This is a genomic window from Mycobacterium conspicuum, assembly GCF_010730195.1.
Classification (GTDB): Bacteria; Actinomycetota; Actinomycetes; order Mycobacteriales; family Mycobacteriaceae; genus Mycobacterium; species Mycobacterium conspicuum.
This window is the reverse complement of sequence record NZ_AP022613.1, coordinates 4,541,691-4,562,338: the sequence shown is the minus strand read 5'-3', so window position 1 is coordinate 4,562,338 and position 20,648 is coordinate 4,541,691. Positions and strand designations below refer to the sequence as shown.

Below are 20,648 nucleotides of genomic sequence, written 5' to 3'. Positions count from 1 at the left end.
CAATGCAGTTAGGGATGATCGGCCTGGGCCGAATGGGTGCGAACATCGCCCGCCGGGTGACCGCCGGCGGGCACGAATGCGTTGTGTACGACCATGATTCGGACGCCGTCAAGGCGATGGACGGCGAAGAGCGGACGACCGGGGTCTACTCGCTGGAAGAACTGGCCGAGAAGATGACCGCCCCACGCGTGGTGTGGGTGATGGTGCCCGCGGGCGACATCACCACCTCCGTGATCGAGGAGCTGGCCAAGACACTCGAATCCGGGGACATCGTGATCGACGGTGGCAACTCCTATTACCGCGATGACTTGAAGCACTCGAAGTTGTTATCCGAGAAGGGTATTCACCTCTTGGACTGTGGCACCAGCGGCGGCGTGTGGGGCCGGGAGCGGGGCTACTGTTTGATGATCGGCGGCGACGAGGACGCCTTTGCCCACGCCGAGCCGCTGTTTTCCACCATCGCCCCCGGAGTGGACGCCGCCCCGCGTACCCCGGGCCGCACCGGCGAGGTCGCGCAGGCCGAGAAGGGCTATTTGTACTGCGGTCAGTCCGGGGCCGGGCACTTCGTCAAGATGGTGCACAACGGCATCGAATACGGGATGATGGCCTCCCTGGCCGAGGGGTTGAACATCCTGCGCAACGCCGACATCGGCACGCGAATCCAGAAGGGCGACGCCGAAACCGCGCCGCTGTCGAATCCGGAGTGCTACAAGTACAACTTCCACATCGAGGACGTCGCCGAGGTGTGGCGTCGCGGCAGCGTCGTCGGCTCCTGGTTGCTGGATCTGACCGCGTCGGCATTGCACGAGTCGCCCGAACTCAGCGAGTTCTCCGGCCGGGTCTCCGACTCCGGCGAAGGCCGGTGGACCGCCATCGCGGCGATCGACGAGGGCGTTCCCGCGCCGGTGCTCACGACGGCGCTGCAGTCCCGTTTCGCGTCGCGCAGCCTGGACGACTTCGCCAACAAGGCGCTATCGGCGATGCGCAAGCAGTTCGGCGGGCACGCGGAGAAGCCGGCGAACTAGGACGAATTAGGACCGCTCGACAAACTGCACCACGGCGTCGCTGAAGGCGTCGTTGTCGTCGCCGGCGGCGGTGTGGCCCGCGTTGGACAGCTCGACAAACTCGGCGCGCGGCACGGTGGCCAGGAAATGCTTGACGCCTTCCGGGCTGACGACGTCGGAGAGCCGACCGCGGATCAGCAGCACCGGGACGGCCAGGTTTCTCGCCGCGTGTTCAAAGTTCTCGGTGCGCAACTCGGGATCGTCGCCGGGCTTGGTCATGAAGGCCGGATCCCAATGCCAATACCAGCGCCCGTCGCGCAGGCGCAGGTTCTTCTTCAGCCCCTCCGGGCTGCGCGGCTTTTTGCGGTAGGGCAAGTAGGCGGCGACGGCGTCGGCCGCCTGCTCCAGCGTCTCGAAACCGTCCAGCCCGCTCATCATGAAATCGCGGATGCGGGCGCTGCCCTGTTTTTCGAACCGCGGCACCACGTCGACGAGGACCAATTTGATCACCTTGGCCGGGCCGGCGCGGTCAGCGGCGAGGATGCCGGTCAACCCGCCCATGCTGGCGCCGATGATCACCACCGGCCGGTCGATCGCATTCAGCACGCGCATGACGTCGGCGGTCAGCGTCTCGACGTCGTAGTTCGCATCCGGCGCGCGGTCGCTGTCCCCGTGACCGCGGGAATCCAGCGCGATGACGTGAAAGCCGTCGTCGGCGAGTATCTGGCCGGTGTTCTTCCAGGAGAAGCGATTCTGGCCGCCGCCGTGCAACATCAGGATCGTGGGCCGACTGGCCGGTGTTTGGGTGCCGCGGTTCCATTCGTCGGCGATCAGGGTGATGCCACCGGCACCGGAAAACTCGACCGTTTGGGGGGTGCTCGTCATGGCAGGTCCGTCGAGAGCACCGTGACGGGGATGCCTCGCACGTCGAGCTCGATCTCGTCGAGCGAAAACTCGCCGACCTCGCGGTGCTGGGCAAACAACGTGGTCGACCCGTGCCGGCGGGCCACCTCATGGGCGGCCGCGGCGTCGTGCACCCGCAGCACCGCCGAGTACAGGCCGTCCCCGTGGCGGGCGAGAAACTTCGCGACCGCGCTTTCCCGGCCGGCGGCGTCGGCGGTGGGGGTCAGCAACTCGATGCCGCGCTCCCAGTCCAGGGCCACATGCAGGCCCACGTCGGGCAATTCGAAGTCGGCGAACGTGAAACCCAGATCGCCGAAGAACCGCTTCGTCTCGTCGTGCCGCTCCGCTGACACGGCAATCGCCACGTGATGCATTCGGGGAAGTGCCTCGGCCATCTCAAAGACATTAGCCAACCTTGCGATCTCGTTTTCCCGGTACCGCCAGTTTCGGCGTGCCGCGCAGATGGTCGCGGTCGCGGGTCAGGCAGGACGAGCGTCGGGTGGCGGGGGCGCGTCCGGGAACAGCTCACCGAAGCTTCCGAACAGGATGCGGTCCCTGGTCGCTTGATCGACGCCGTCGAACAACTGATGCAGCGTGGCCTGGGTGTGGCCGAAGGTGCCCTCCATGTGCGGGTAGTCGCTGCCCCACAGCACGTTGGTGAAGCCCATCGCCGTCACCGTCGTCACGGCCGACGAGTCGTGCTGAAACGACGCATACACCTGCGAGTAGATGATCTCGCGTGGGCTGCGTTTCAGCTTGGGCCGCACCACCATTGCGTGCTGGCGATAGCCCTCTTCCATCCGGTCGGCGATGAAGGGGTACCCACGTCGCCCCGCCCTCGGACACCAGCACCCTGAGGTTCGGGTGCCGGTCCAGGGCGCCCGATGCGACGAGCTTGACCACCGCGCGCTGGCCGCCGAACGACGTCTCGGTGTAGTTGAGCACGGCGCCGCCCGGGCCGTGGTGGGTCACCCCGATGCTGTTGCCCGCGGCGAAATCGATTGGCTCGCTGCCGATGTGGAAGGCGATCACCATGCCGATGTCTTCCGCGGTGGCCCAGAACGGCTCCCACTCGTCGCGGTTGTAGTCGCGTTGCGCCGGATGCGGCTCCACAGGCAGGAAGACCGCCTTGAATCCCATTGCGCCGCAACGCTTGAGCTCATCGACCGCGTCGCCGATGTCCAGTGTGGAGACCTGTGCCGTGGGGATCAGCCGCGGCGAGTGGTCCATGATCGTCTCTTTGGCCCAGTCGTTGGAGGCGCGCATGGTCGCTTGCATCAGCTCCGGTGTGCGAAACGAGCCGGCCCACATGCCCAACGACGGGAACACCAGCTCCGACCAGATGCCTTCGGCGTCGAGATCGGCCAGCCGCTTGCCGACGTCGCGTGCGCCCGCGGCGGCCACCGTGGCGTGCATGAACTCTTGTTGGGCCGGGCTGGGCAGCCGACGGCGAAAGACCTGGCCGTCGACGTGAATGGACTCCCAGGTGCCGTCCGGGTCCTTTACGCTACGCGGCACCAGTTCGGCCAGTCGCTTCGGCAGCCGTGAGCGCCACAGGTCCTCGGGTTCGATGAAATGCGAGTCGCCCGAGTTGGCCCACAACTTGACGGGGTGCTCCTCGGCGAGCGCGGTCATACTCGGACATTAGAATCGCGTTCTAAAACTGTCAATGATCTTGAGGGATCTACGATGTCCGTCATGCCCCACGGTCGACTCGCCGATCCCGATTGTTGCCTTGGTACCGATCCACGCTCCGACCCCAGAATGGTCAAGGCCTTCGCGCCGTTGGGCATGGACGCGCTGGCGCCCGCGCCGCGTGTCAGCGTCGACTCGCCCCTTGAGGAGCGGCTGGCGTTCGCCGCCAAGACCGAAGAAATGAGTGGCACCTTGTTCGGGGTGTTCTCCGAGGCGACGCCGATCGCCGAGGGGGTGACCACCACGACGGTCACCATCGCGGGCGGCGACGGCCAAGACCTGACGCTGTATGTCAGCCGGCCCGAGGCCGACACGGCCCTGCCATGTGTCGTGCACCTGCACGGCGGCGGCATGGCCTTCCTCAGCGCCGCCGACTCCTCGGTCCTGCGCGGACGCGAAAGCCTTGCTGGCACAGGCGTTGTCGTCGTCGGCGTCGAATTCCGCAACTCGGCCGGCAAGTTGGGCGTGCATCCCTATCCGGCCGGGCTGAACGACTGCGCGGCCGCGGTTCGCTGGGTGTTCGCCAACCGTGAGCGGCTCGGCGTCACTCACCTGATCGTGTCCGGGGAATCGGGTGGCGGCAACCTCACGCTGGCGGTGATGCACAAGGCCAAGCGCGAGGGTTGGCTGCACGAGATCGCCGGCGCATACGCGCAGTGTCCCTTCATCTCCAACCGGTGGCTGGAACAGCCCGAGGAGTTCCCGTCGATGAAAGAAAACGACGGCTACTTCGTCAGTTGCGAACAGCTCGCGGTGTTCGGGTCGCTCTACGACCCCGAGCGCGCGCACTGCGACGACCCGGCCTGCTGGCCCAGTGCCGCGACGGATGCGGACTTGAGCGGCATGCCTCCGCACATCATTTCCGTCAACGAGCTTGATCCGCTGCGCGACGAAGGATTGGACTATTACCGTCGCCTGGTGCGCGCCGGGGTGGCGGCGATGGGCCGGATGGTCGCCGGCACCTGCCACGGTGGTGACCTGCTGCTGCCGGGCTTCATGCCGGAGGTGTTCATGGCCAGCATGCGCGATGTGAGCGGCTTCGCCCGATCGCTTGCCTGAGGGGTGACACAGAGGAGAAACCGATGGCCCTGCACCGTCTGTCCGGGTTAGTCGCGTTGTGCGCCGCGCCGCTCGCCGGCGCGCTGCCGCTAGCGACGAGCGCCGCCGCCGACCAACCGTCCTGGAACGGCCAGTACGCGATCACCTTCATGGTTGGGCCAAAGTCCGGGACCAGCCTGGCGGCGGGCGACCCCGAGGAACAGCACACCGAAACCTACGGGTTCCAATCGAGCTGCACGGGCGGAAAGTGCACTGCCACAATCGTTAGCGGCCCTCCGCCGACCAACCCGACGGTCCCGCAGCCCGTGGTGTTCACCTGGGACGGCTCGTCGTGGCGGCAAGTCAGCGACTTCCAATGGGACTGCATGCTGCCCGACACCACGATCCAATGGAATCCGGCGCACGCCGAGGTGCACTACACCCCGCAACCCGACGGGTCCCTCGCCGGCGTCATGCACACCGAGATCGCGAGCGGCGCGTGCAAGGGCACGATCGACATGAACATGACGGCCGTGCGCGTGTAGCGCGGTGATTTTCGGCCGTTGTCGGGGTCTATCCAGGGACGGATACCAACGACGAAGGGGGCAACAGCCGTGCCATCGATCACGCCATCGCTGTGGTTTGACCACAACCTGGAGGAGGCCGCCAGGTTTTACACCTCGGTGTTCCCGAACTCGCGGATCGAGGACCTCAACCGGGCCACCGACGCCGGACCGGGCGAACCGAATTCGGTGTTATCCGCCACCTTCGTGCTGGACGGCAACCGCTTCATCGGCATCAACGGTGGCCCGCACTTCCAGTTCAGCGAAGCGGTGTCCTTCACCATCCACTGCAAGGACCAGGACGAGGTCGACTACTACTGGCAACGACTGACCGACGGCGGCGAGGAATCGCAGTGCGGCTGGTGCAAGGACCGCTTCGGCCTGAGTTGGCAGATCATTCCGGACCGGCTCTATGAGCTGGTCAGCCACCCGGATCCGGACGCGGCGACCGCGGCCACCCAGGCGATGTACGGCATGCGCAAGATCGTCCTCGCCGACCTGGAGCGGGCGGCGGCGGCGAAGCTCACCGGATGAGCCGGTCGATCCAATCGATCGTCGCGTCGATGATCGGGGGCACCTCGTCGGGGTCCTCGCAGGCCGCGACCAGCAGCGACGACTCCGCCATGATCGCCACCAGCACCCGGCCGAGCAGCTGCCCGCGCAGCGACGTGTCCAGCTCGAGCACCGCCATCCAACTCCGGAAGGCGGCTTGCATGCGGTCGCGACGAGCGACGTCGAACCCGGGCGGGGTGTCTCCGGACGTCAGCACCCCGGCCAGGCGCCGGTTCTCCCACATCGCCTCGAGGTAGGCCCGCACGTGCAGCTCGAACACGCGCCGCCCGTCGTCGGGGCCGTCCGCGTGACGCATGGCCGCGTCGATGCGGCGGTCGACGGCATCGGCCATCCGCTCGAAGATGGCTAGGAACAGCTCGCGCTTTCCGCCGAAGTGGTGGTAGATGCTGCCGACGCTGGCCCCGGAACCGGCGACCACGTCGGCCATCGTCGTCGCGGTGAAGCCCTTGGTGGCGAACGCCTCGGTCGCCGCGTCGAGGATTCGCTGCTGGGTGGCGCCGGTCTTGGCCCAGCGGCGAGCCGTCATAGCTGAGTTACGTTAGTTCCTATGACTGAGCCGCGCTGGGTCGACGTGCCCGGCCCTCCAGTGGACCTGAAGGCACTGACGTGGGGTCCGTCCGACGGCCCGCTCGCGCTATGCCTGCACGGCTTTCCCGACACCGCCTACGGCTGGCGCAAGGTCGCCCCCAAGCTGGCGGCGTCGGGGTGGCGGGTGGTCGCGCCGTTCAATCGCGGGTATGCGCCGTCGTCGATACCCGCCGACGGCAGCTTCCACATCGGGGCGTTGATGGACGACGCCCTGCGGGTGCGCTCGGCCGCGGGCGGCACCGACGCGGACGTGGTGATCGGCCACGACTGGGGCGCCATCGCTGCCACCGGTCTGGCCGCCCTGCCCGACAGCCCGTTCGCCAAGGCGGTGATCATGTCGGTGCCGCCCTCGGCGGCGTTTCGCGCGGCGGGTCGGCCGGCCGACCGGGCCCGGCTCGCCCGTCAGCTGGCCCGCCAGCTGTTGCGCAGTTGGTACATCCTCTACTTCCAATTGCCGTGGCTGCCTGAGCGTTCCGCATCCTGGGTGCTGCCGCTGCTGTGGCGGCGCTGGTCGCCGGGCTATCGCGATGCCGACGAGGATCTGCGTCACGTCGACGCCGCGATCGGGACACCGGAAAGCTGGCAGGCGGCGTTGGGCTCATATCGCGCCACCATCCGAAACACCGCTGCGCCCCCGCGCTACGCCGAGCTGAACCAGCGCTGGACCGAAGTGCCCATCCTGCCGAGCCTGTATCTGCATGGTCTCGACGACGGTTGCATGACACCGGCTTTCGCGCATTTGGCCGAGAAGGTGCTCCCGGCCGGCAGCGAGGTTGAGGTGGTGGACCACGCCGGGCATTTCCTGCAGCTCGAACAGCCCGACAAGGTTGCCGACCTGATCCTTGCGTTTATCGGTTCGCCCGGCTCGTCCAGCTGAGGGGCCGATGGTCGGGCACCGGATGACGGCCGTCGATGCGCAGTTCTATTGGCTGTCGGCCAAGGTCCCCAACGACGAATTTCTGCTCTACGCATTCGACGGCGTACCAACGGAATTGGAGCGCGCCGTCGAGCGGGTCTGCCGTCGCGCCCGCGCCTGCCCCGGCTTGGCCGTGCGCGTCGAGCACGGGACTACCCTGAGCTACCCGCGCTGGGTGCCCGCGGACGTCGGCCCCGAGCATGTGGTGTGCCACGATCTGACCGACCAGAGCTGGGGCGGCTGTCTGGCGGCGGTGGCCGACCTGGCCGACCGGCAGCTGGACATGCGCCGGATGTCTTGGCGGTTACACGTTTTCGCCCCGGTGGTCGGCGTTCCGGGCGTCACCGGGCCCGGGTCCGTGGTGGTGCTGCAGGCGCCGCACGCGCTGGCCGACGGCATCCGCGGGGCCGCGATGGCGGGCTGGCTCTTCGGCCGCGATGTTCCGGTGCCCGAGGTGAAGCCGCCACGGGCGGGCTTCTTGCCGTGGCGGGCCGTGGACGCGGCCCGCACCCACCGCCGGCTGGTGCAAGACACCCGTGCGGGTCTACTGGCACCCGGACTTGGGCAGCGGCCGCTGCTATCCACCAACGCCCGACCCGGCGGTGCCCGCTTCGTGCGCACGCTGGTGCGCCGCCGCGCGCAACTGCGTGGGCCGACGGTGACGGTCGCGGTGCTGGCGGCGGTGTCCAGTGCGCTGTCCGGTCTGCTCGGTGGGCCGGTCGACTCGTTGGGTGCCGAGGTCCCGATGGTCAAACCCGGTGTGCCGCATGCAAACAACCACTTCGCCAACGTCACCGTAGGGCTGCATCCCGAGTTGGATCACGATGCCCGGGTCGCGCGCATCGCGACGGAGGTGGCCAACGGCCGCCGTCGCCTGCAGCATCCGGCCGCGCGGTCGGCCGATCGGGCCTTCGCCGCGGTACCCGCGGCGCTGGTGCGCTGGGGCGTCGCCCTGTTCGACCCCGATGCCCGGCCGGCGCAGGTTGCCGGTAACACCGTGGTGTCCAGCGTCAACCGCGGCGCCGCCGATTTGAGCTTCGGGGACGCCCCGGTGGTGCTGACGGCCGGATATCCGGCGCTGTCGCCGCTGATGGGCCTGACCCACGGCGTGCACGGAATCGGCGATACCGTCGCGATCAGCGTCCACGCGTCCCAGGCGGCCGTGGCCGACATCGACGGCTATGTGCAGCGGCTGGACGCGGCCCTGACCTGAAACCTAGTGAGCGTCATCGGATCTCGCCGCTTCTTCGCGCGTCATCCCGAGTGCCAGGATCAGCTCTTCGTGCAGTTCGAACCACACGGTGTGGTACGAGTCGATCAGTGGCCGGGTCAACCACGCGACCTCGCCGGCCTTGACCCTGGCCAGCGCCGCGCCCAGCTTTGTCGAGTAGGCGCCCAGTCGCGGCAGCGCCGTGGTGGCCGCCGCGATGATCGGCAACACCCGTTCGTGCACCTGCTCGAGACGAGCCAACACCGCGTTGTCGTAGTCGGCGTCTTCGTGGGTGTTGGGCTGCCCGCCGGAGCCCCCTTTGAGCTGCCAGTCCGTCACCACGGCCTTGAAATCGGTGTTCACCGAGCCGAAGTCGCGGTAGGCGGCGCGGAGCGCGGCCGTGTCGACGGCTTTGCGCTCGTTGGCGAGCAGTTCCTCCAGCCGGGCCCGGCCGGCGGGGCTGATTCGCAGCGTGGTGTCCTCGACCAGCAAGCCGGAGGTGGCCAGTTGCCCGACGGTCCGGCTGATCTCGGCGGGATCTGCGCCCAGGGTTGCCGCCAGGTCGGCGGGTTTCACCCGGCCCTTGAGTCGGACCGCCTGCAGCACACTCAATTCGGTCACGGGGTGATCACCTTGTCATGCGCAGCGCGGTGAGCATCGCGGCCAGCGGGGTCGGCGAGACGACGTCGGAATGCCCGGCGTCCAACGCGGCGCGGATGGCGGGTTCGGAAGCATCGGCCAGGCTCGGGTAATCGCCGGTGAGGTGCGCGCGCAGCGGGCTGATCCGTCGCGCGATGTCGGCCAGCTCCCGCAGCTCCGGCGTATCGTCCACCGACCAGCCGGACTGAACCAGATTCCCTTCGCGCACTTCACCTTTGGATCCGTCGACAGTGATCTGCTTGCCGGCCAGCGTGGCCGCGACTCCAGGGCCGCAGCCCACCACGGCCACCCGACCGATTTCGCGGCTCACCACCGCCGCATGGCTGGCGGCGCCGCCGACCTCGGTAACGATGCCCTGCGCCGCGAGCATGCCCGAGACGTCTTCGGGCCTGGTGTAGTCGCGGACCAGGATGACCTGCTCGCCGCGGTCCGCGGCGTCCATGGCCGCATCCACGTCGGTGTACGCCTGCCCCGATGCTACGCCCGGGCAGGCGGGCAGACCCTTGGCCAAAAGCGGTGCGGTCGAACGTGTTTCGGGTCGCAACGACGGCAGCAACAGGGTCTCGACGTGCGCCGGGGTCACCCGGCGCAGCGTCTCGTGGTCATCGATCAGGCCCTCGCGTCGCAATTGCAGGGCCAGTCGCACCGCCGCCTGCGCCGACCGCTCCGCGGTACGGGTCTGCAGTAGCCACAACGTGCCGTCTTCGACGGTGAATTCAATCTCCTGAACGTCGGACTCCAGGCGCTCCAGGCGGCGGGCGGCGGCCATCAGCTCGTCGTAGACGGCGCGTTGCTCATCGCGCAGCGCGGTGATCGGTTCGACGTCCACCGATCCCGACACCACGTCGTCACCTTGGCCGCCCGGCAGCCATTCGCCGAAGGGTTCGTTGGCGCCCGATATCGGGTTGCGGGAAATAAACACTCCCGCACCGGAATTGGCGCTCAGGTTGCCGAACACCATCGCCTGTACCACCGCCGCGGTCCCACCCCGATCGTCCAGTCCCCAATGTGAGCGGTAGGCCACCGCGCGCGGTGAATTCCAGGACGTGAAGATGGCTTCGATGCCGGCGCGCAGCTGCGCGTACGGGTCCGCAGGTACGCGCTCCGCACCGCCCACCACGCGCTCATACATGCGGACGAAGCGTTGGCGGGTGTCGCGGGCGAACTGTTCGGCGCCCGATTCGGATGACGCCGCCAGCGCCTGTTCGACGGCATCGTTGAAGCCGAGGTCCAAGATCGTGTCCATCATGCCCGGCATCGACTGCGTGGCTCCGGAGCGCACGCTGACCAACAGCGGATGCGGTCCCCGCCCGAACGTGCGTGAGGTTTGCGCTTCCAGCCAGCGCATCGCGTCAAGTACGTCGTGCCAGATCGCGTCCATGGTCGGCGTGGGGTCGGCCAGATAACGGGCGCCTACCTCGGTGGTGATGCAGAACGCGGGGGGCACCGGCAGACTGTGCCGGCGCATCGCGTCGATGCCATGGGCCTTGTTGCCGAGCATTTCCCGCGGGCAATTAGCACTGCCATCCAGGAACACCACGGGAGCCACAGGAACAGTCGTACACCCCAGCGTCGTTGCGCGTGTATTCGCCGGCGTGTTCGGCCGATGATCTAGGTTTGCACCTATGAATTACTACGATGTCGGGCTCCTGATCCTGCGGGTGGTGCTGGGACTGACACTCGCCGCGCACGGCTTGAACAAGTTCTTCGGCGGCGGCAAGATCCCGGGCACCGCGCGCTGGTTCGAGAGCATCGGGATGAAGCCCGGTAAATTTCACGCCACGGTGGCCGCCTCGACCGAGACCGCTGCCGGCCTTGGCCTGGCGGCCGGATTGCTCACTCCGATCCCCGCGGCGGGCTTCGTCTCCCTGATGATCGTCGCGGCCTGGACCGTGCACCGCGCCAACGGCTTCTTCATCGTCAAGGAAGGCTGGGAATACAACCTGGTGCTGGCGGCCGCCGCCGTCGCGGTGGCCACCCTGGGTCCCGGCAAGCTCAGCCTGGACTACGCCATCTTCGGTGAGCGCTATTGGCTCTACGGCTGGAATGGGTTATGGCTGTCGGCCGGGCTGGGTCTGGCCGGTGCCATCGGCCAGTTGCTGATCTTCTACCGCCCGCCGGCCAAACAAGCCCAGTAGGCTGGGCCGGCCCGCCGGTACCGCCGGGTCAGAGCGGCTCGATGTTCCCGTCCCGGCCGAGCAGCCCGCCGTTGCCGCCGGTGCCGGGCGTGCCGGGCGGTTTGCCGGTCCCGCCGTCGCCGCCGTTGCCGCCGTCGCCCACGAGGACCGCGTTCCCGCCGTTCCCGCCGTTGCCGCCGGGGTCGCCGATGCCGACCCCGCCGGCGCCGCCGTCGCCGCCGTCGCCGATCAACCCGGACTTGCCGCCGGCCCCGCCGGCGCCACCGGTGGTCAACGCGCTGATGGCCGGGGTGCCGCCGGCGCCGCCGGCGCCGCCGGAGCCCATCAGCATGCCCGCGTTGCCGCCGGCGCCGCCCGCGCCGCCGCTGAAGCCGTCGCCGCCGCCGGCGCCGCCAGCCCCGCCGTCGCCGAAGAACATGCCGCCGTTGCCGCCGGCGCCCCCGGTCCCGCCCGTGCCGCCGCCGTCGTTGTTCCCGCCGTCACCGCCGGCCCCACCGGAGGCGCCCATGCTCAGCATGCCGGCGTTGCCGCCGCGTCCTCCGGTACCGCCGGCGCTCTGGCCGTGACCGCCGCTGCCGCCGTTGCCTCCGCCGCCGAACAGCCCGCCGTTGCCGCCGGCTCCGCCGGCGCCGCTGGTGCCGTTGAGATTGCTGAACCCGCCGGCGCCGCCATCCCCGCCGTCGGACATCAACCCGCCGGTGCCACCGGCTCCGCCGGCCCCGCTGGTGAGGCCGAACCCGCCGTCCCCACCGGTCCCGCCGCTGGCCAGCAGTCCGCCCGCACCGCCGGCCCCACCGGCGCCGCCGGTGCCGGTGGCGGGTGCGCCGGCCTTGAACGCGGCGCCGCCCGCGCCGCCACTCCCGGCGGCGCCGGCGAGGGCGCCGGCGTTGCCGCCCGCGCCACCGGCTCCGCCGGTCGCGCCGGCGCTCGACGTGAGTCCGCCGGCGCCGCCGTTGCCTCCGCCGCCGAACAGCCCGCCGTTGCCGCCGGCGCCGCCGGCGCCGCCGTTGTTGGATGCGGACGAGCCGCCGGCTCCGCCGGCGCCGCCGGAGCCGAACAGGCCGCCGCCGGCCCCGCCGTGGCCGCCGGCAGCGCCGCTGCCCACCGCGGCCGACCCGCCTTCCCCGCCGTTGCCGAACAGCCACCCGCCGTCGCCGCCGGCGGCCCCCGTTCCGGGGGCCCCGTTGGCGCCGTTGCCGATCAGCGGGCGCCCGGTCAGCGCCTCGACGGGCGCATTGATCGCGTTGAGCGCCTGCTGCTGCGCGGCGTGCAGCGGGTTGGTGGTGACGAGGGCGTTGGCGCCGTCCAGGCCCAACAGTTGGCCGCCGATGCCGCCGATGCCGGTCGTGCCCAGAGTCGCGCCCAGGCCGCGGTTTCCACCGCTGCCGCCGTCGCCGATCAGCATGGCGTTACCGCCCGCGCCGCCCGCGCCGCCGGTGCTGCCGGCGGCGGCCTCGCCGGCACCCCCGGCGCCGCCGTTCCCGCCGTCGCCCATCAGCCCGGCCCGGCCGCCGGCGCCGCCGGCCCCGCCCAGCACGCTCCCGCCGTCGCCGCCGGCCCCGCCCGTGCCGCCCGAGCCGGTCATCAGGCCGGCGTTGCCGCCCGCCCGCCGCGCCCGCCGGTCATCGGGCCGAACCCGCCGCTGCCGCCGGCCCCGCCGTCGCCGAAGAGCAGGCCGCCGTTGCCGCCGGCCCCGCCGGCCCCGCCGACGCCGCCCGTCGGGGTGATGCTTTCGCCGCCGGCGCCGCCGGCGCCGCCGGCAGCCCCGAGGCTGAGCGCGCCGGCGTTGCCGCCCGTCCCGCCGGCCCCGCCGCTGACCGAACCGTGTCCGCCGCTGCCGCCGGCACCGCCGGCGCCGAACAACCCGCCCGCTCCGCCGGACCCGCCGTGCCCTCCGGTGCCGCTGACGGTGGCTCCGCCGGCACCGCCGGCACCGCCGGACCCGAACATCCCGCCCGCCCCGCCGGCGCCGCCCGCACCGGCTGTGCCGCCCTCGGTGACTCCGCCGAGGCCGCCGGCCCCGCCGTTGGAGAACATGCCGCCGCGACCGCCGGTGCCGCCGGCCCCGCCGGGCGCCGAGACGCTGTCGGTCAGGCCGCCGGCGCCGCCATTTCCGGCCGCGCCGGAAAGCAGGCCGGCGTTGCCGCCTGCCCCACCAGCCCCGGCGGTCGCGGGCGAGTTGCCGCCGGCCCCGCCGACCCCGCCGGAGCCGAACAACCCGGCGGACCCGCCGTGGCCGCCGGTCCCACCGGTGCCGACCAGGGCGGTTCCGCCGGCCCCGCCGGCCCCGCCGCTGCCGATCAACCCGCCCTTGCCGCCGTTGCCGCCGTTGCCGCCGTTCACCCCGTTGGTGCCGGAGCCGCCGGCGCCGCCGTTGCCGATCAACCACCCACCGTCGGTGCCGTTTTGTCCCGTGCCGGCGGTCCCGCTGACGCCGTTGCCGACCAGCGGGCGTCCGGTCACCGTCTGCACCTCCGCGTTAACCGCGTTGAACATGGCCTGCATCGGCTTCGCGTTGGCGGCCTCCGCGCTGGCAAACATCGACCCGCTGGCGGTCATGCTTTGCACAAATTGCTGATGAAACGCCGCCGCCTCGGTGCTGAGGGCCTGATAGGCCCGGGCATGCCCGGAAAACAGCGACGCCAACGCCGCGGAAACCTCGTCAGCGCCGGCGGCCAGCACCCCGGCGGTCGGGGCCGACGCCGCCGCATGCGCGGCGCTGAGCGCGGATCCGATGTTCTCCAAATCGGTCGCCGCCGCCGCCAACGCGTCGGGGGCCACTACTACAAACGACATTCCTGTCCTCCCGGTCTACAGATTGGGTTCAGGATGCGAGGTGGCGAGGCGAAGTACGTCGGTCATCAGACGTAGATATCCCGCGGCGGGGGTCGTAGATTTGCCGGCTCGCTCAGCCGTGGTTGGCCGCTTCGTGGGCAAGCTGTACCCGGGAGCCAATGCCGAGTTTGGCGTACACGTGCGTCAGATGGGTCTGTACCGTGCGCCGGGAAACGAAGAGCCGGGCGGCAATCTCGTTGTTAGCCAACCCCTCAGCGACCAGTCGCGCGACGTCGCGCTCGGTCGGAGTCAGGGACGCCCAGCCGCTGGAGGGACGCTTGCGTTCCCCGCGGCCGCGCCGCACGTAGGCGATCGCTTCGTCAAGCGAAAGGGCGGCGCCTTCGGCGAATGCGGCGTCAAAGTCGCGCTCGCCCATGGCCTTGCGAAGCGCCGCGACGGTGTGTTCGTAGTCGGCGTCGTAAATCTTGAACCGAACGGCGCCGATATTGCGCCGGATTTCGGTCGCCGAGCCCAGCAGTCGTGCCGCGTCACGATGGCTGCCGCCGTCCGCGGCCAGCCGGCCGAGGCACTCGAGTATGTCGGGAACGGCCAAGTGCGCCTTGTGTTCTGCGGCGCAGGCCAGCGCCTTATGGGCGTCGCGTGTCGCCTGATCCGGTTCGACTTTGGCGAGGGCGATGCGAGCACGGGTAGTCAACGCCCGGGCGTGATGCCACCCCGACGACGCCGCCACCTCTTGGTCGGCCCAGCGCCCGGCCGTGATCAAATCCCCTCGCGCCAAGGCAACTTCGGCCATCGGGTTGGTGTTGGCCCCGGCCAGCTCGCCCTGCACACTCAGCCGCTGCCGCGCTGCCTCGCTCGCCTCCGCCGCCGCTGCCACATCGCCGGCCGCCACTGCCGCGGTGGCCAATACGGCATAGCTGAATCCCTCGTTGTGGGGCCACAAATCGGCGGCGGCCGCCAGGGATGCGTTGGCCGCGGCTCGGGCCGCGTCGGTGTCACCGTGAAACGCGAGCGCGTTACTTAACGCGAGTCGGCTGCCCCACTTGAACAGCACGTCGTGCGCCGCGTCGGCATCGGCGGTCACCGCGCGGAATTGAGCGACGGCGTCCGGTAAGTCGCCTTCCATCATCTGCGCCAAGCCCAGGGTCCAACGGCACGACCGCGCGTGGAATCGGTCGCCGATCGCATCGCCGAGGTCGAGTCCTTCTTGGGAGGCCGCGTGCGCGGTGACCGGGTCACCGGAGTAAAACGCCCCGTACGCCTGCCAGGTCAGGATCTGGGTCAGCCGCCACTGGTCGCCAAGTTCGCGGGCAATGCCGATCGCCTCGTCGAGGTAGGGACGGGCCGCGTCCGCGCTGTAGGAAGTTATTGCGCCGCAGGCAGTTAACGCGCGGGCCAGCAACGCCGGGTCGTCGATTTCGCGCGCGATCGCCACGGCTTCTTGCGCCTGATCGAGGTTGTCGTGCACGCTGCGCGACGCGTCCAGGGCCGCCCTATCAGCCAGCGCCCGCCCCCGCACCGACGCCGAGATGTCGGTTCGGTGTGCGGTCTGATCGGTGAGGACGGCGTCGAACCAGGCCAGCCCTTCCTGGATCCGGCCGCGGGTCAACCACAGCGGCTGCAATGCCGACGTGAGCTCCAACGCGGGCTGGACGTCGTTGTTCTGGCGGCTCCAGGCAAACGCCGCACGCAGGTTGTCGATCTCGGTTTCCACCTGCTCGATGCGACCGTGGTGATCGGTGTCGGCGGGGCTGTCGAGCAGCGCGGCCAACCGGGTGAAGTGATCGCGGTGCCGCGCGCTTATCGCGTCGGCTTCGCCGGCCTCGCACAGCTTCTCCGAAGCATAGTGGCGCACCGTCTCCAGCATTCGGAAGCGCGTCCGGTCGCCGGTTGTTTCGGCCACCACAAGGGATTTGTCCACCAGCGCGGCGAGGTGAGCGAAGACCAAATCCTGCCGCGCGCCAGAACACACGACGCGCGCGGCCTCGTAGTCGAATCCGCCGCTGAAAACGGCCAGCCGGCGGAACACGACACGTTCGGGCTCGCTCAGCAGGGCGTGGGACCAGTCGACCGACGCCCCCAGAGTTCCGTTGCGCCGCAACGACGTCGGCGCGCCGTCGATCTGTAGCCGGAAGCGGTTCCGCAGCCCGTCGAGGATCTCGTTCAGCGACATCATCCGCACGGCCGCCGCCGCGAGCTCGATTCCCAGCGGCAATCCGTCCAGACGTCCGCAGATATCGCTTACCGCAACGGCTTCGGTGGCGGTGATACTGAAGTCCGGCCTGGCCAGCCGCGCGCGGTCGATGAAGAGCTCGATGGCCTCGTCGTCGAGCGACAGCGACGGCACTCGCCAAATCAGCTCGCCGGGCACCCCGATCGGCGCACGGCTGGTGGCCAGAATCGTGAGCCGGGGGCAGGCGCCCAAGAGCGCCTCGGTCAGCGCACCGCACCCGTCGACCAGGTGTTCACAGTTGTCCAACACCACCAGCGCGTCCCGGTCGCCGACGAATCGCGTCAGCGTATCCATCGCGGAGCGGCCCGGCTGGTCCGGAAGGCCCAGGGCGCGCAGCGCCGCCACCGGCAGCACCTCGGGATCGGTCACCGGGGCGAGGTCCACAAACCACACCCCGCCGCCGAATTCGGCCGCCGCGTGCTCGGCGATCTGCGCCGCTAACCGCGTTTTTCCGACACCGCCCGCGCCGGCCAGGGTGACCAGTCGGTTGTCGGCCAGATGCTTGCGCACGTCATTGATCTGCGTGGCACGGCCGACGAAACGGGTAAGGTGCGTCGGAAGGCCATGCGGCGCAGGGTCATTGGGGCCATGCAGCGGCGGGAATTCGACCTGCAGGTCGGGATGGCACAACTGCGCGACGCGTTCGGGACGTGGCAGACCGCGGAGCTGATGGGTGCCCAAGTCGGTCAGCCAGACGTCGGCGGGGAGATGGTCGATGGCCAGATCTAGGGTCGTATTCGACACGACCACCTGGCCGCCATGCGCCAGATCACGCAGCCGCGCCACCCGGTTGAGGGCGGGGCCCATGTAGTTGCTTGCCGGGTCCGCCTGCACTTCGCCGGTGTGCACCGCGATCCGTAGCTGGACCGGTGCCAGCGGTGCCCGCTGCAACTCGACAGCAAACGCGAGCGCGTCGGCGGCGCGGGGGAATACGGCCAGAAAGCCGTCGGTACCGCTGGCGTCCGGGCCCTGTTTGACCGGTCCGACACCGGCGTGGGCAGCAATGATCTTGGGCGCAACGTCATCGAGTCGGGCGAGCGCGGCCGCCGTCGCCTCAGGCTGCGTCTGCCACAGCTGAGTCGAGGTTTCGGCCTCGGCGAGCAACAGGGTCACTGTCCTCGTCGACAGGAACTCGCTCAGCACATGTCACTCCGCTTCCGTGGCCCCGTCGTCGTGGAATTCGGGGTCGTTCCGTTTCACGCACGCGGGCCGGCAACGGTTCAACACGAGTGGAAAAAGTTTTGCTGAGTCGCCCCGGAACCCGCTGGCGCGGGGCTGTGCACCCACCTGAGACCCCCACCTACGACCCCACCTCGCTGCGCATCTACGACCCCCGTAAGCAGGGATTTACGCGTTGTGACCGACGATCGTCGCGCGGCGGGCCCCGCATCCTGGACTCGTTTCGAGGCAAGGGGATGAGTGCGGTGAATTTCTTGGTATTGCCGCCGGAGATCAATTCGGCGCGGATGTATCTGGGCGCGGGGCCGGGGCCGATGCTGTCGGCGGGCGCGGCGTGGGATGAGTTGGCCGGCGAGCTGGATGCGGCCGCCGACGGGTTCGGGTCGGTGACGTCCGGGCTGGTGGGCGGGGCCTGGCAGGGCCCGGCGGCCACGGCGATGGCGAGCGCGGCCGCCCCGTATGTGGGATGGCTGTCCGCCGCGTCGGCCCAGGCCCAGGGCGCGGCCCGGCAGGCCCGCGCCGCGGCGTCGGCCTTCGAGGCGGCGGTGTCGGCGACCGTGCATCCGGCGGCGGTGCTGGCCAACCGGAACCGGCTGGTCTCGCTGGTGGTCTCGAACCTGTTCGGCCAAAACGCGCCGGCCATCGCGGCTGCCGAAGCGTCCTACGAGCAGATGTGGGCTCAGGATGTGGCCGCGATGGTCGGCTATCACGGCGGGGCCGCCGCCGTGGCCGGACAGTTGCAGCTGAGTCTGGGCAACCTGGGCAACCTGGGCACGGGCAACGTCGGAGGTGGCAACCTCGGCGACTCCAACCTGGGCAGCGGAAACCTCGGCAACCAAAACATCGGCAACGGAAACCGCGGCAACGGCAACGTGGGCTCCGGGAACAACGGCGAGAAGAACGTTGGCTTGGGCAACCTTGGCCTGAACAACATGGGCAGCGGCAACGACGGCGTCAACAACTTCGGCTCCGGAAACCAGGGCAGCGGCAACATCGGCACCGGAAACCTCGGCGACTCCAACACCGGCGGCGGCAATCGTGGCGACTCCAACAGGGGCTTCGGGAACCGCGGCAACGGCAACATCGGCGCCGGGAACCTGGGCAACAACGACGTCGGCTTCGGCAACACCGGCAACCACGACATCGGCATCGGGCTCACCGGTGACAACCAGGTCGGGATCGGCGGGTTGAACTCTGGCAGCGGGAACATCGGGTTCGGCAACTCCGGCACCGGAAATATCGGCTTCTTCAATTCGGGCACCGGGAACGTGGGAATATTCAACTCCGGATCGCACAACTTCGGCATCGGGAATTCCGGCAACCTCAACACGGGCTCCGGCAATTCGGGCTTCACCGACACGGGCTTCGGAAACGCCGGAAACAACAGTTTCGGCATGTGGAATGCGGGCCTCAATAACGTCGGCATCGGAAACGGCGGTGGCGATAATTTCGGTTCCGGAAATGGCGGCTCGTTCAACACGGGCAGCCACAACTCCGGCAGCCTGAATACGGGCGGCTCCAACTCGGGCGACGTCAACACGGGCTGGGCGAACGCGGGTTCTTCCAACACCGGGGCATTCGACTCCGGGAACCTGAACACCGGCTTCGGCAGCACGACCTCGCAAAACGTCACCCATTCGGGCTTCGGCAACACCGGGCTGGACGACTCGGGCTTCTTCAACTCCGCAGGCGACAGCTCGGGCTTCCGCAACGCCGGCGTCGCCTTCCAGACCGGTTTCATGAACTCGGGCAACGGCAGCAACGCCGGCTTCTTCAACGCGGGCAGCAACCTCACCGGCATCGCCAACAGCGGCTTCGTGAACAGCGGCTTCTTCAACACCGGTCTCTTCAGCTCGGGCATCGGCACCGCGGGCAACAGCGACTCGGGATTCTTCAACAGGCGTGACGTGGAGTCGGGCTTCTTCCACTAGCAACTTCGAGAACGGACCGTTGTGATGGATTTCCTCGTGCTACCACCGGAGATCAACTCGACCCGGATGCACGGCGGCGCGGGTTCCGAGCCGTTGCTCACGGCGGCGGCGGCGTGGCGGTCGTTGGCGACGGATCTGTACGCCTCGGCAGCGGCGTTTCGGGCGGTGCTCTCGGCCCTCACCGACGGGGTATGGTCGGGCCCGGCGGCGTTGGCGATGGCGGGTGCGGCAGCCCCATACGAGGGGTGGCTGAGCGCATCCGCAGCCCAGGCCGAAGAGGCGGCCGCCCAAGCCCGCTCCGCGGCAACGGCTTTCGAGACGGCCCGAGCGGCGACGGTGCACCCGGCGGCCGTCGCGGCCAACCGGGTGCAGTTGATTGCGTTGGTGGCCACCAACTTTCTGGGCCAGAACACGCCGGCCATCGCCGCCACCGAGTTCGACTACGCCGAGATGTGGGCCCAGGACGTGGCCGCGATGGTCGCCTATCATGCGGGCGCGATGTCGGTCGCGTCGACGTTGACGCCGTTCGGGACGCCACCAATCAAGTTGGTGGGGTCGGCTTTTCGCGCGACGGCGGCCGCATCGGACCCGCCGCCGGCCGACCCGCCACCGATGACGCCGCCCACAATGCCTTCGTTGCCGACGTTGCAGTCGTTGCTGCAGGCGCTGACGTCGGGGGTGCAGGGTCTGGCCAGCCCGGTGGGCACGGCCATATCGCCATTGATGATGTTGATGAGCGCGGCCATGCAGGGTTCTACGCAAAGCGCGGCTCTGACCAACGCAGCCGGCGCAGTGCCGGCGGCCGCGTTGTCCGTGGGCGGGGCGCTACCCGACGTGAAGGCGTTGGGCGGTGCCGCCGGGCTGGGCGGTGTCGGGGTTTCGGCGGGCCTGGGCCAGGGCCGGTTGGTCGGGGCACTGTCGGTGCCCGCGGATTGGGCCGGATCGATGCCCGCCCGCAGCGCCAGTGCCGCGATGTCGGGGCTGGCCGCGATGCCCGACACCGCGCCGACGACGGCGGCGCCGGGGCTGGGCGGCATGCCCATGCCGATGCCGATGGGCGGTGCGGGAGCCGGCGGCGCGATGATGGGCCGCGGCGGCGCCAGTCCGCATGTCGTCCAGAACCGGCCGAGCGTGGTGCCTCGAGCCGGGGTCGGATAGGGCGCTCGACAAAATACGACCCCATTTGCGTGCTATCTACGCATTCTGACTGACGTTATTCCG

16 protein-coding genes and 2 pseudogenes are annotated in these 20,648 nt (G+C 69.6%); 9 read left to right on the top strand and 9 right to left on the bottom strand.

The window, feature by feature from the left end:
- Positions 1-2 precede the first annotated feature (2 nt).
- Positions 3-1,025, top strand: coding sequence for a phosphogluconate dehydrogenase (NAD(+)-dependent, decarboxylating) (gene gnd, locus G6N66_RS20770; RefSeq protein ID WP_085234389.1), 1,023 nt, complete (start codon positions 3-5; stop codon positions 1,023-1,025).
- A 6-nt stretch (positions 1,026-1,031) separates the two neighbouring features.
- Here the strand turns inward: gnd and G6N66_RS20765 are convergent, their stop codons facing one another.
- The 3 genes and pseudogenes from G6N66_RS20765 to G6N66_RS20755 all read right to left on the bottom strand — a co-directional run bounded on the left by G6N66_RS20765 (position 1,032) and on the right by G6N66_RS20755 (position 3,542).
- Positions 1,032-1,889, bottom strand: coding sequence for an alpha/beta fold hydrolase (locus G6N66_RS20765; RefSeq protein ID WP_085234390.1), 858 nt, complete (start codon positions 1,887-1,889; stop codon positions 1,032-1,034).
- A complete protein-coding gene (locus G6N66_RS20760; RefSeq protein ID WP_232079373.1) occupies positions 1,886-2,302 on the bottom strand; it encodes a VOC family protein in 417 nt (138 codons plus the stop codon). The genes G6N66_RS20765 and G6N66_RS20760 overlap by 4 nt, the downstream gene beginning before the upstream one ends.
- An 84-nt stretch (positions 2,303-2,386) precedes the next feature.
- A pseudogene (locus G6N66_RS20755) lies at positions 2,387-3,542 on the bottom strand (amidohydrolase family protein).
- A 63-nt stretch (positions 3,543-3,605) separates the two neighbouring features.
- Between G6N66_RS20755 and G6N66_RS20750 the strand changes: the two are divergent.
- The 3 genes from G6N66_RS20750 to G6N66_RS20740 all read left to right on the top strand — a co-directional run bounded on the left by G6N66_RS20750 (position 3,606) and on the right by G6N66_RS20740 (position 5,737).
- The gene (locus G6N66_RS20750; RefSeq protein ID WP_085234404.1) at positions 3,606-4,661 is read left to right on the top strand and encodes an alpha/beta hydrolase fold domain-containing protein; all 1,056 of its coding nucleotides are present in this window, start codon (positions 3,606-3,608) and stop codon (positions 4,659-4,661) included.
- A gap of 23 nt (positions 4,662-4,684) precedes the next feature.
- A complete protein-coding gene (locus G6N66_RS20745) occupies positions 4,685-5,185 on the top strand; it encodes an Rv2253 family sensor-like surface protein (protein WP_085234391.1) in 501 nt (166 codons plus the stop codon).
- A 69-nt stretch (positions 5,186-5,254) separates the two neighbouring features.
- Entirely contained in the window at positions 5,255-5,737 is a 483-nt protein-coding gene (locus G6N66_RS20740) for a VOC family protein (RefSeq protein ID WP_085234392.1), read from the top strand.
- Here the strand turns inward: G6N66_RS20740 and G6N66_RS29075 are convergent.
- Complete coding sequence (locus tag G6N66_RS29075; RefSeq protein ID WP_085234393.1) at positions 5,727-6,302, bottom strand: TetR/AcrR family transcriptional regulator; 576 nt, start codon at positions 6,300-6,302, stop codon at positions 5,727-5,729. The two genes, G6N66_RS20740 and G6N66_RS29075, sit on opposite strands and share 11 nt — an antisense overlap.
- A gap of 21 nt (positions 6,303-6,323) precedes the next feature.
- Between G6N66_RS29075 and G6N66_RS20725 the strand changes: the two genes are divergently transcribed.
- Complete coding sequence (locus tag G6N66_RS20725) at positions 6,324-7,241, top strand: alpha/beta fold hydrolase (protein WP_085234394.1); 918 nt, start codon at positions 6,324-6,326, stop codon at positions 7,239-7,241.
- A gap of 7 nt (positions 7,242-7,248) precedes the next feature.
- Positions 7,249-8,493, top strand: a complete 1,245-nt coding sequence (locus tag G6N66_RS20720; RefSeq protein ID WP_085234395.1) for a WS/DGAT domain-containing protein — start codon at positions 7,249-7,251, stop codon at positions 8,491-8,493.
- A 3-nt stretch (positions 8,494-8,496) separates the two neighbouring features.
- On the opposite strand, the gene G6N66_RS20715 is transcribed toward G6N66_RS20720, so the two are convergent.
- Both G6N66_RS20715 and G6N66_RS20710 read right to left on the bottom strand, forming a co-directional pair.
- Complete coding sequence (locus G6N66_RS20715; RefSeq protein WP_085234396.1) at positions 8,497-9,111, bottom strand: helix-turn-helix domain-containing protein; 615 nt, start codon at positions 9,109-9,111, stop codon at positions 8,497-8,499.
- Between the two features lie 7 nt (positions 9,112-9,118).
- On the bottom strand, positions 9,119-10,651 hold the full coding sequence (locus tag G6N66_RS20710) for a pyruvate, phosphate dikinase (protein ID WP_232079541.1): 1,533 nt from the start codon (positions 10,649-10,651) through the stop codon (positions 9,119-9,121).
- 124 nt (positions 10,652-10,775) lie between these two features.
- Here G6N66_RS20710 and G6N66_RS20705 point away from each other — a divergent pair, with 124 nt between their 5' ends.
- On the top strand, positions 10,776-11,288 hold the full coding sequence (locus G6N66_RS20705) for a DoxX family protein (protein ID WP_085234398.1): 513 nt from the start codon (positions 10,776-10,778) through the stop codon (positions 11,286-11,288).
- A gap of 1,144 nt (positions 11,289-12,432) precedes the next feature.
- Here G6N66_RS20705 and G6N66_RS30490 read toward each other — a convergent pair.
- From G6N66_RS30490 to G6N66_RS20695, 3 genes and pseudogenes are all read right to left on the bottom strand, one after another.
- Positions 12,433-12,528 (bottom strand): annotated as a pseudogene (locus tag G6N66_RS30490) (PE family protein); the annotation flags it as partial.
- Positions 12,529-12,872: 344 nt separating this feature from the next.
- Entirely contained in the window at positions 12,873-14,084 is a 1,212-nt protein-coding gene (locus G6N66_RS30485) for a PE family protein (RefSeq protein ID WP_179968296.1), read from the bottom strand.
- Between the two features lie 112 nt (positions 14,085-14,196).
- Positions 14,197-17,457 (bottom strand): LuxR family transcriptional regulator, encoded by a 3,261-nt coding sequence (locus G6N66_RS20695; protein WP_085234453.1) that lies wholly within the window; start codon positions 17,455-17,457, stop codon positions 14,197-14,199.
- Positions 17,458-17,741: 284 nt separating this feature from the next.
- Here G6N66_RS20695 and G6N66_RS20690 point away from each other — a divergent pair, with 284 nt between their 5' ends.
- Positions 17,742-19,427: a PPE family protein gene (locus G6N66_RS20690; RefSeq protein WP_179968295.1), complete on the top strand. Its 1,686-nt coding sequence runs from the start codon at positions 17,742-17,744 to the stop codon at positions 19,425-19,427.
- Between the two features lie 24 nt (positions 19,428-19,451).
- Complete coding sequence (locus G6N66_RS20685) at positions 19,452-20,585, top strand: PPE family protein (RefSeq protein WP_085234446.1); 1,134 nt, start codon at positions 19,452-19,454, stop codon at positions 20,583-20,585.
- Positions 20,586-20,648 lie beyond the last annotated feature (63 nt).

Coding starts and splice junctions, on each gene's coding strand:
- G6N66_RS20750 (WP_085234404.1), top strand. CDS start 3,606: ATGCCCCACGGTCGACTCGCCGATCCCGATTGTTGCCTTGGTACCGAT.
- G6N66_RS30485 (WP_179968296.1), bottom strand. CDS start 14,084: ATGTCGTTTGTAGTAGTGGCCCCCGACGCGTTGGCGGCGGCGGCGACC.
- G6N66_RS20725 (WP_085234394.1), top strand. CDS start 6,324: ATGACTGAGCCGCGCTGGGTCGACGTGCCCGGCCCTCCAGTGGACCTG.
- G6N66_RS20760 (WP_232079373.1), bottom strand. CDS start 2,302: ATGGCCGAGGCACTTCCCCGAATGCATCACGTGGCGATTGCCGTGTCA.
- G6N66_RS20765 (WP_085234390.1), bottom strand. CDS start 1,889: ATGACGAGCACCCCCCAAACGGTCGAGTTTTCCGGTGCCGGTGGCATC.
- G6N66_RS29075 (WP_085234393.1), bottom strand. CDS start 6,302: ATGACGGCTCGCCGCTGGGCCAAGACCGGCGCCACCCAGCAGCGAATC.
- G6N66_RS20685 (WP_085234446.1), top strand. CDS start 19,452: ATGGATTTCCTCGTGCTACCACCGGAGATCAACTCGACCCGGATGCAC.
- gnd (WP_085234389.1), top strand. CDS start 3: ATGCAGTTAGGGATGATCGGCCTGGGCCGAATGGGTGCGAACATCGCC.
- G6N66_RS20745 (WP_085234391.1), top strand. CDS start 4,685: ATGGCCCTGCACCGTCTGTCCGGGTTAGTCGCGTTGTGCGCCGCGCCG.
- G6N66_RS20710 (WP_232079541.1), bottom strand. CDS start 10,651: ATGCTCGGCAACAAGGCCCATGGCATCGACGCGATGCGCCGGCACAGT.
- G6N66_RS20720 (WP_085234395.1), top strand. CDS start 7,249: ATGGTCGGGCACCGGATGACGGCCGTCGATGCGCAGTTCTATTGGCTG.
- G6N66_RS20705 (WP_085234398.1), top strand. CDS start 10,776: ATGAATTACTACGATGTCGGGCTCCTGATCCTGCGGGTGGTGCTGGGA.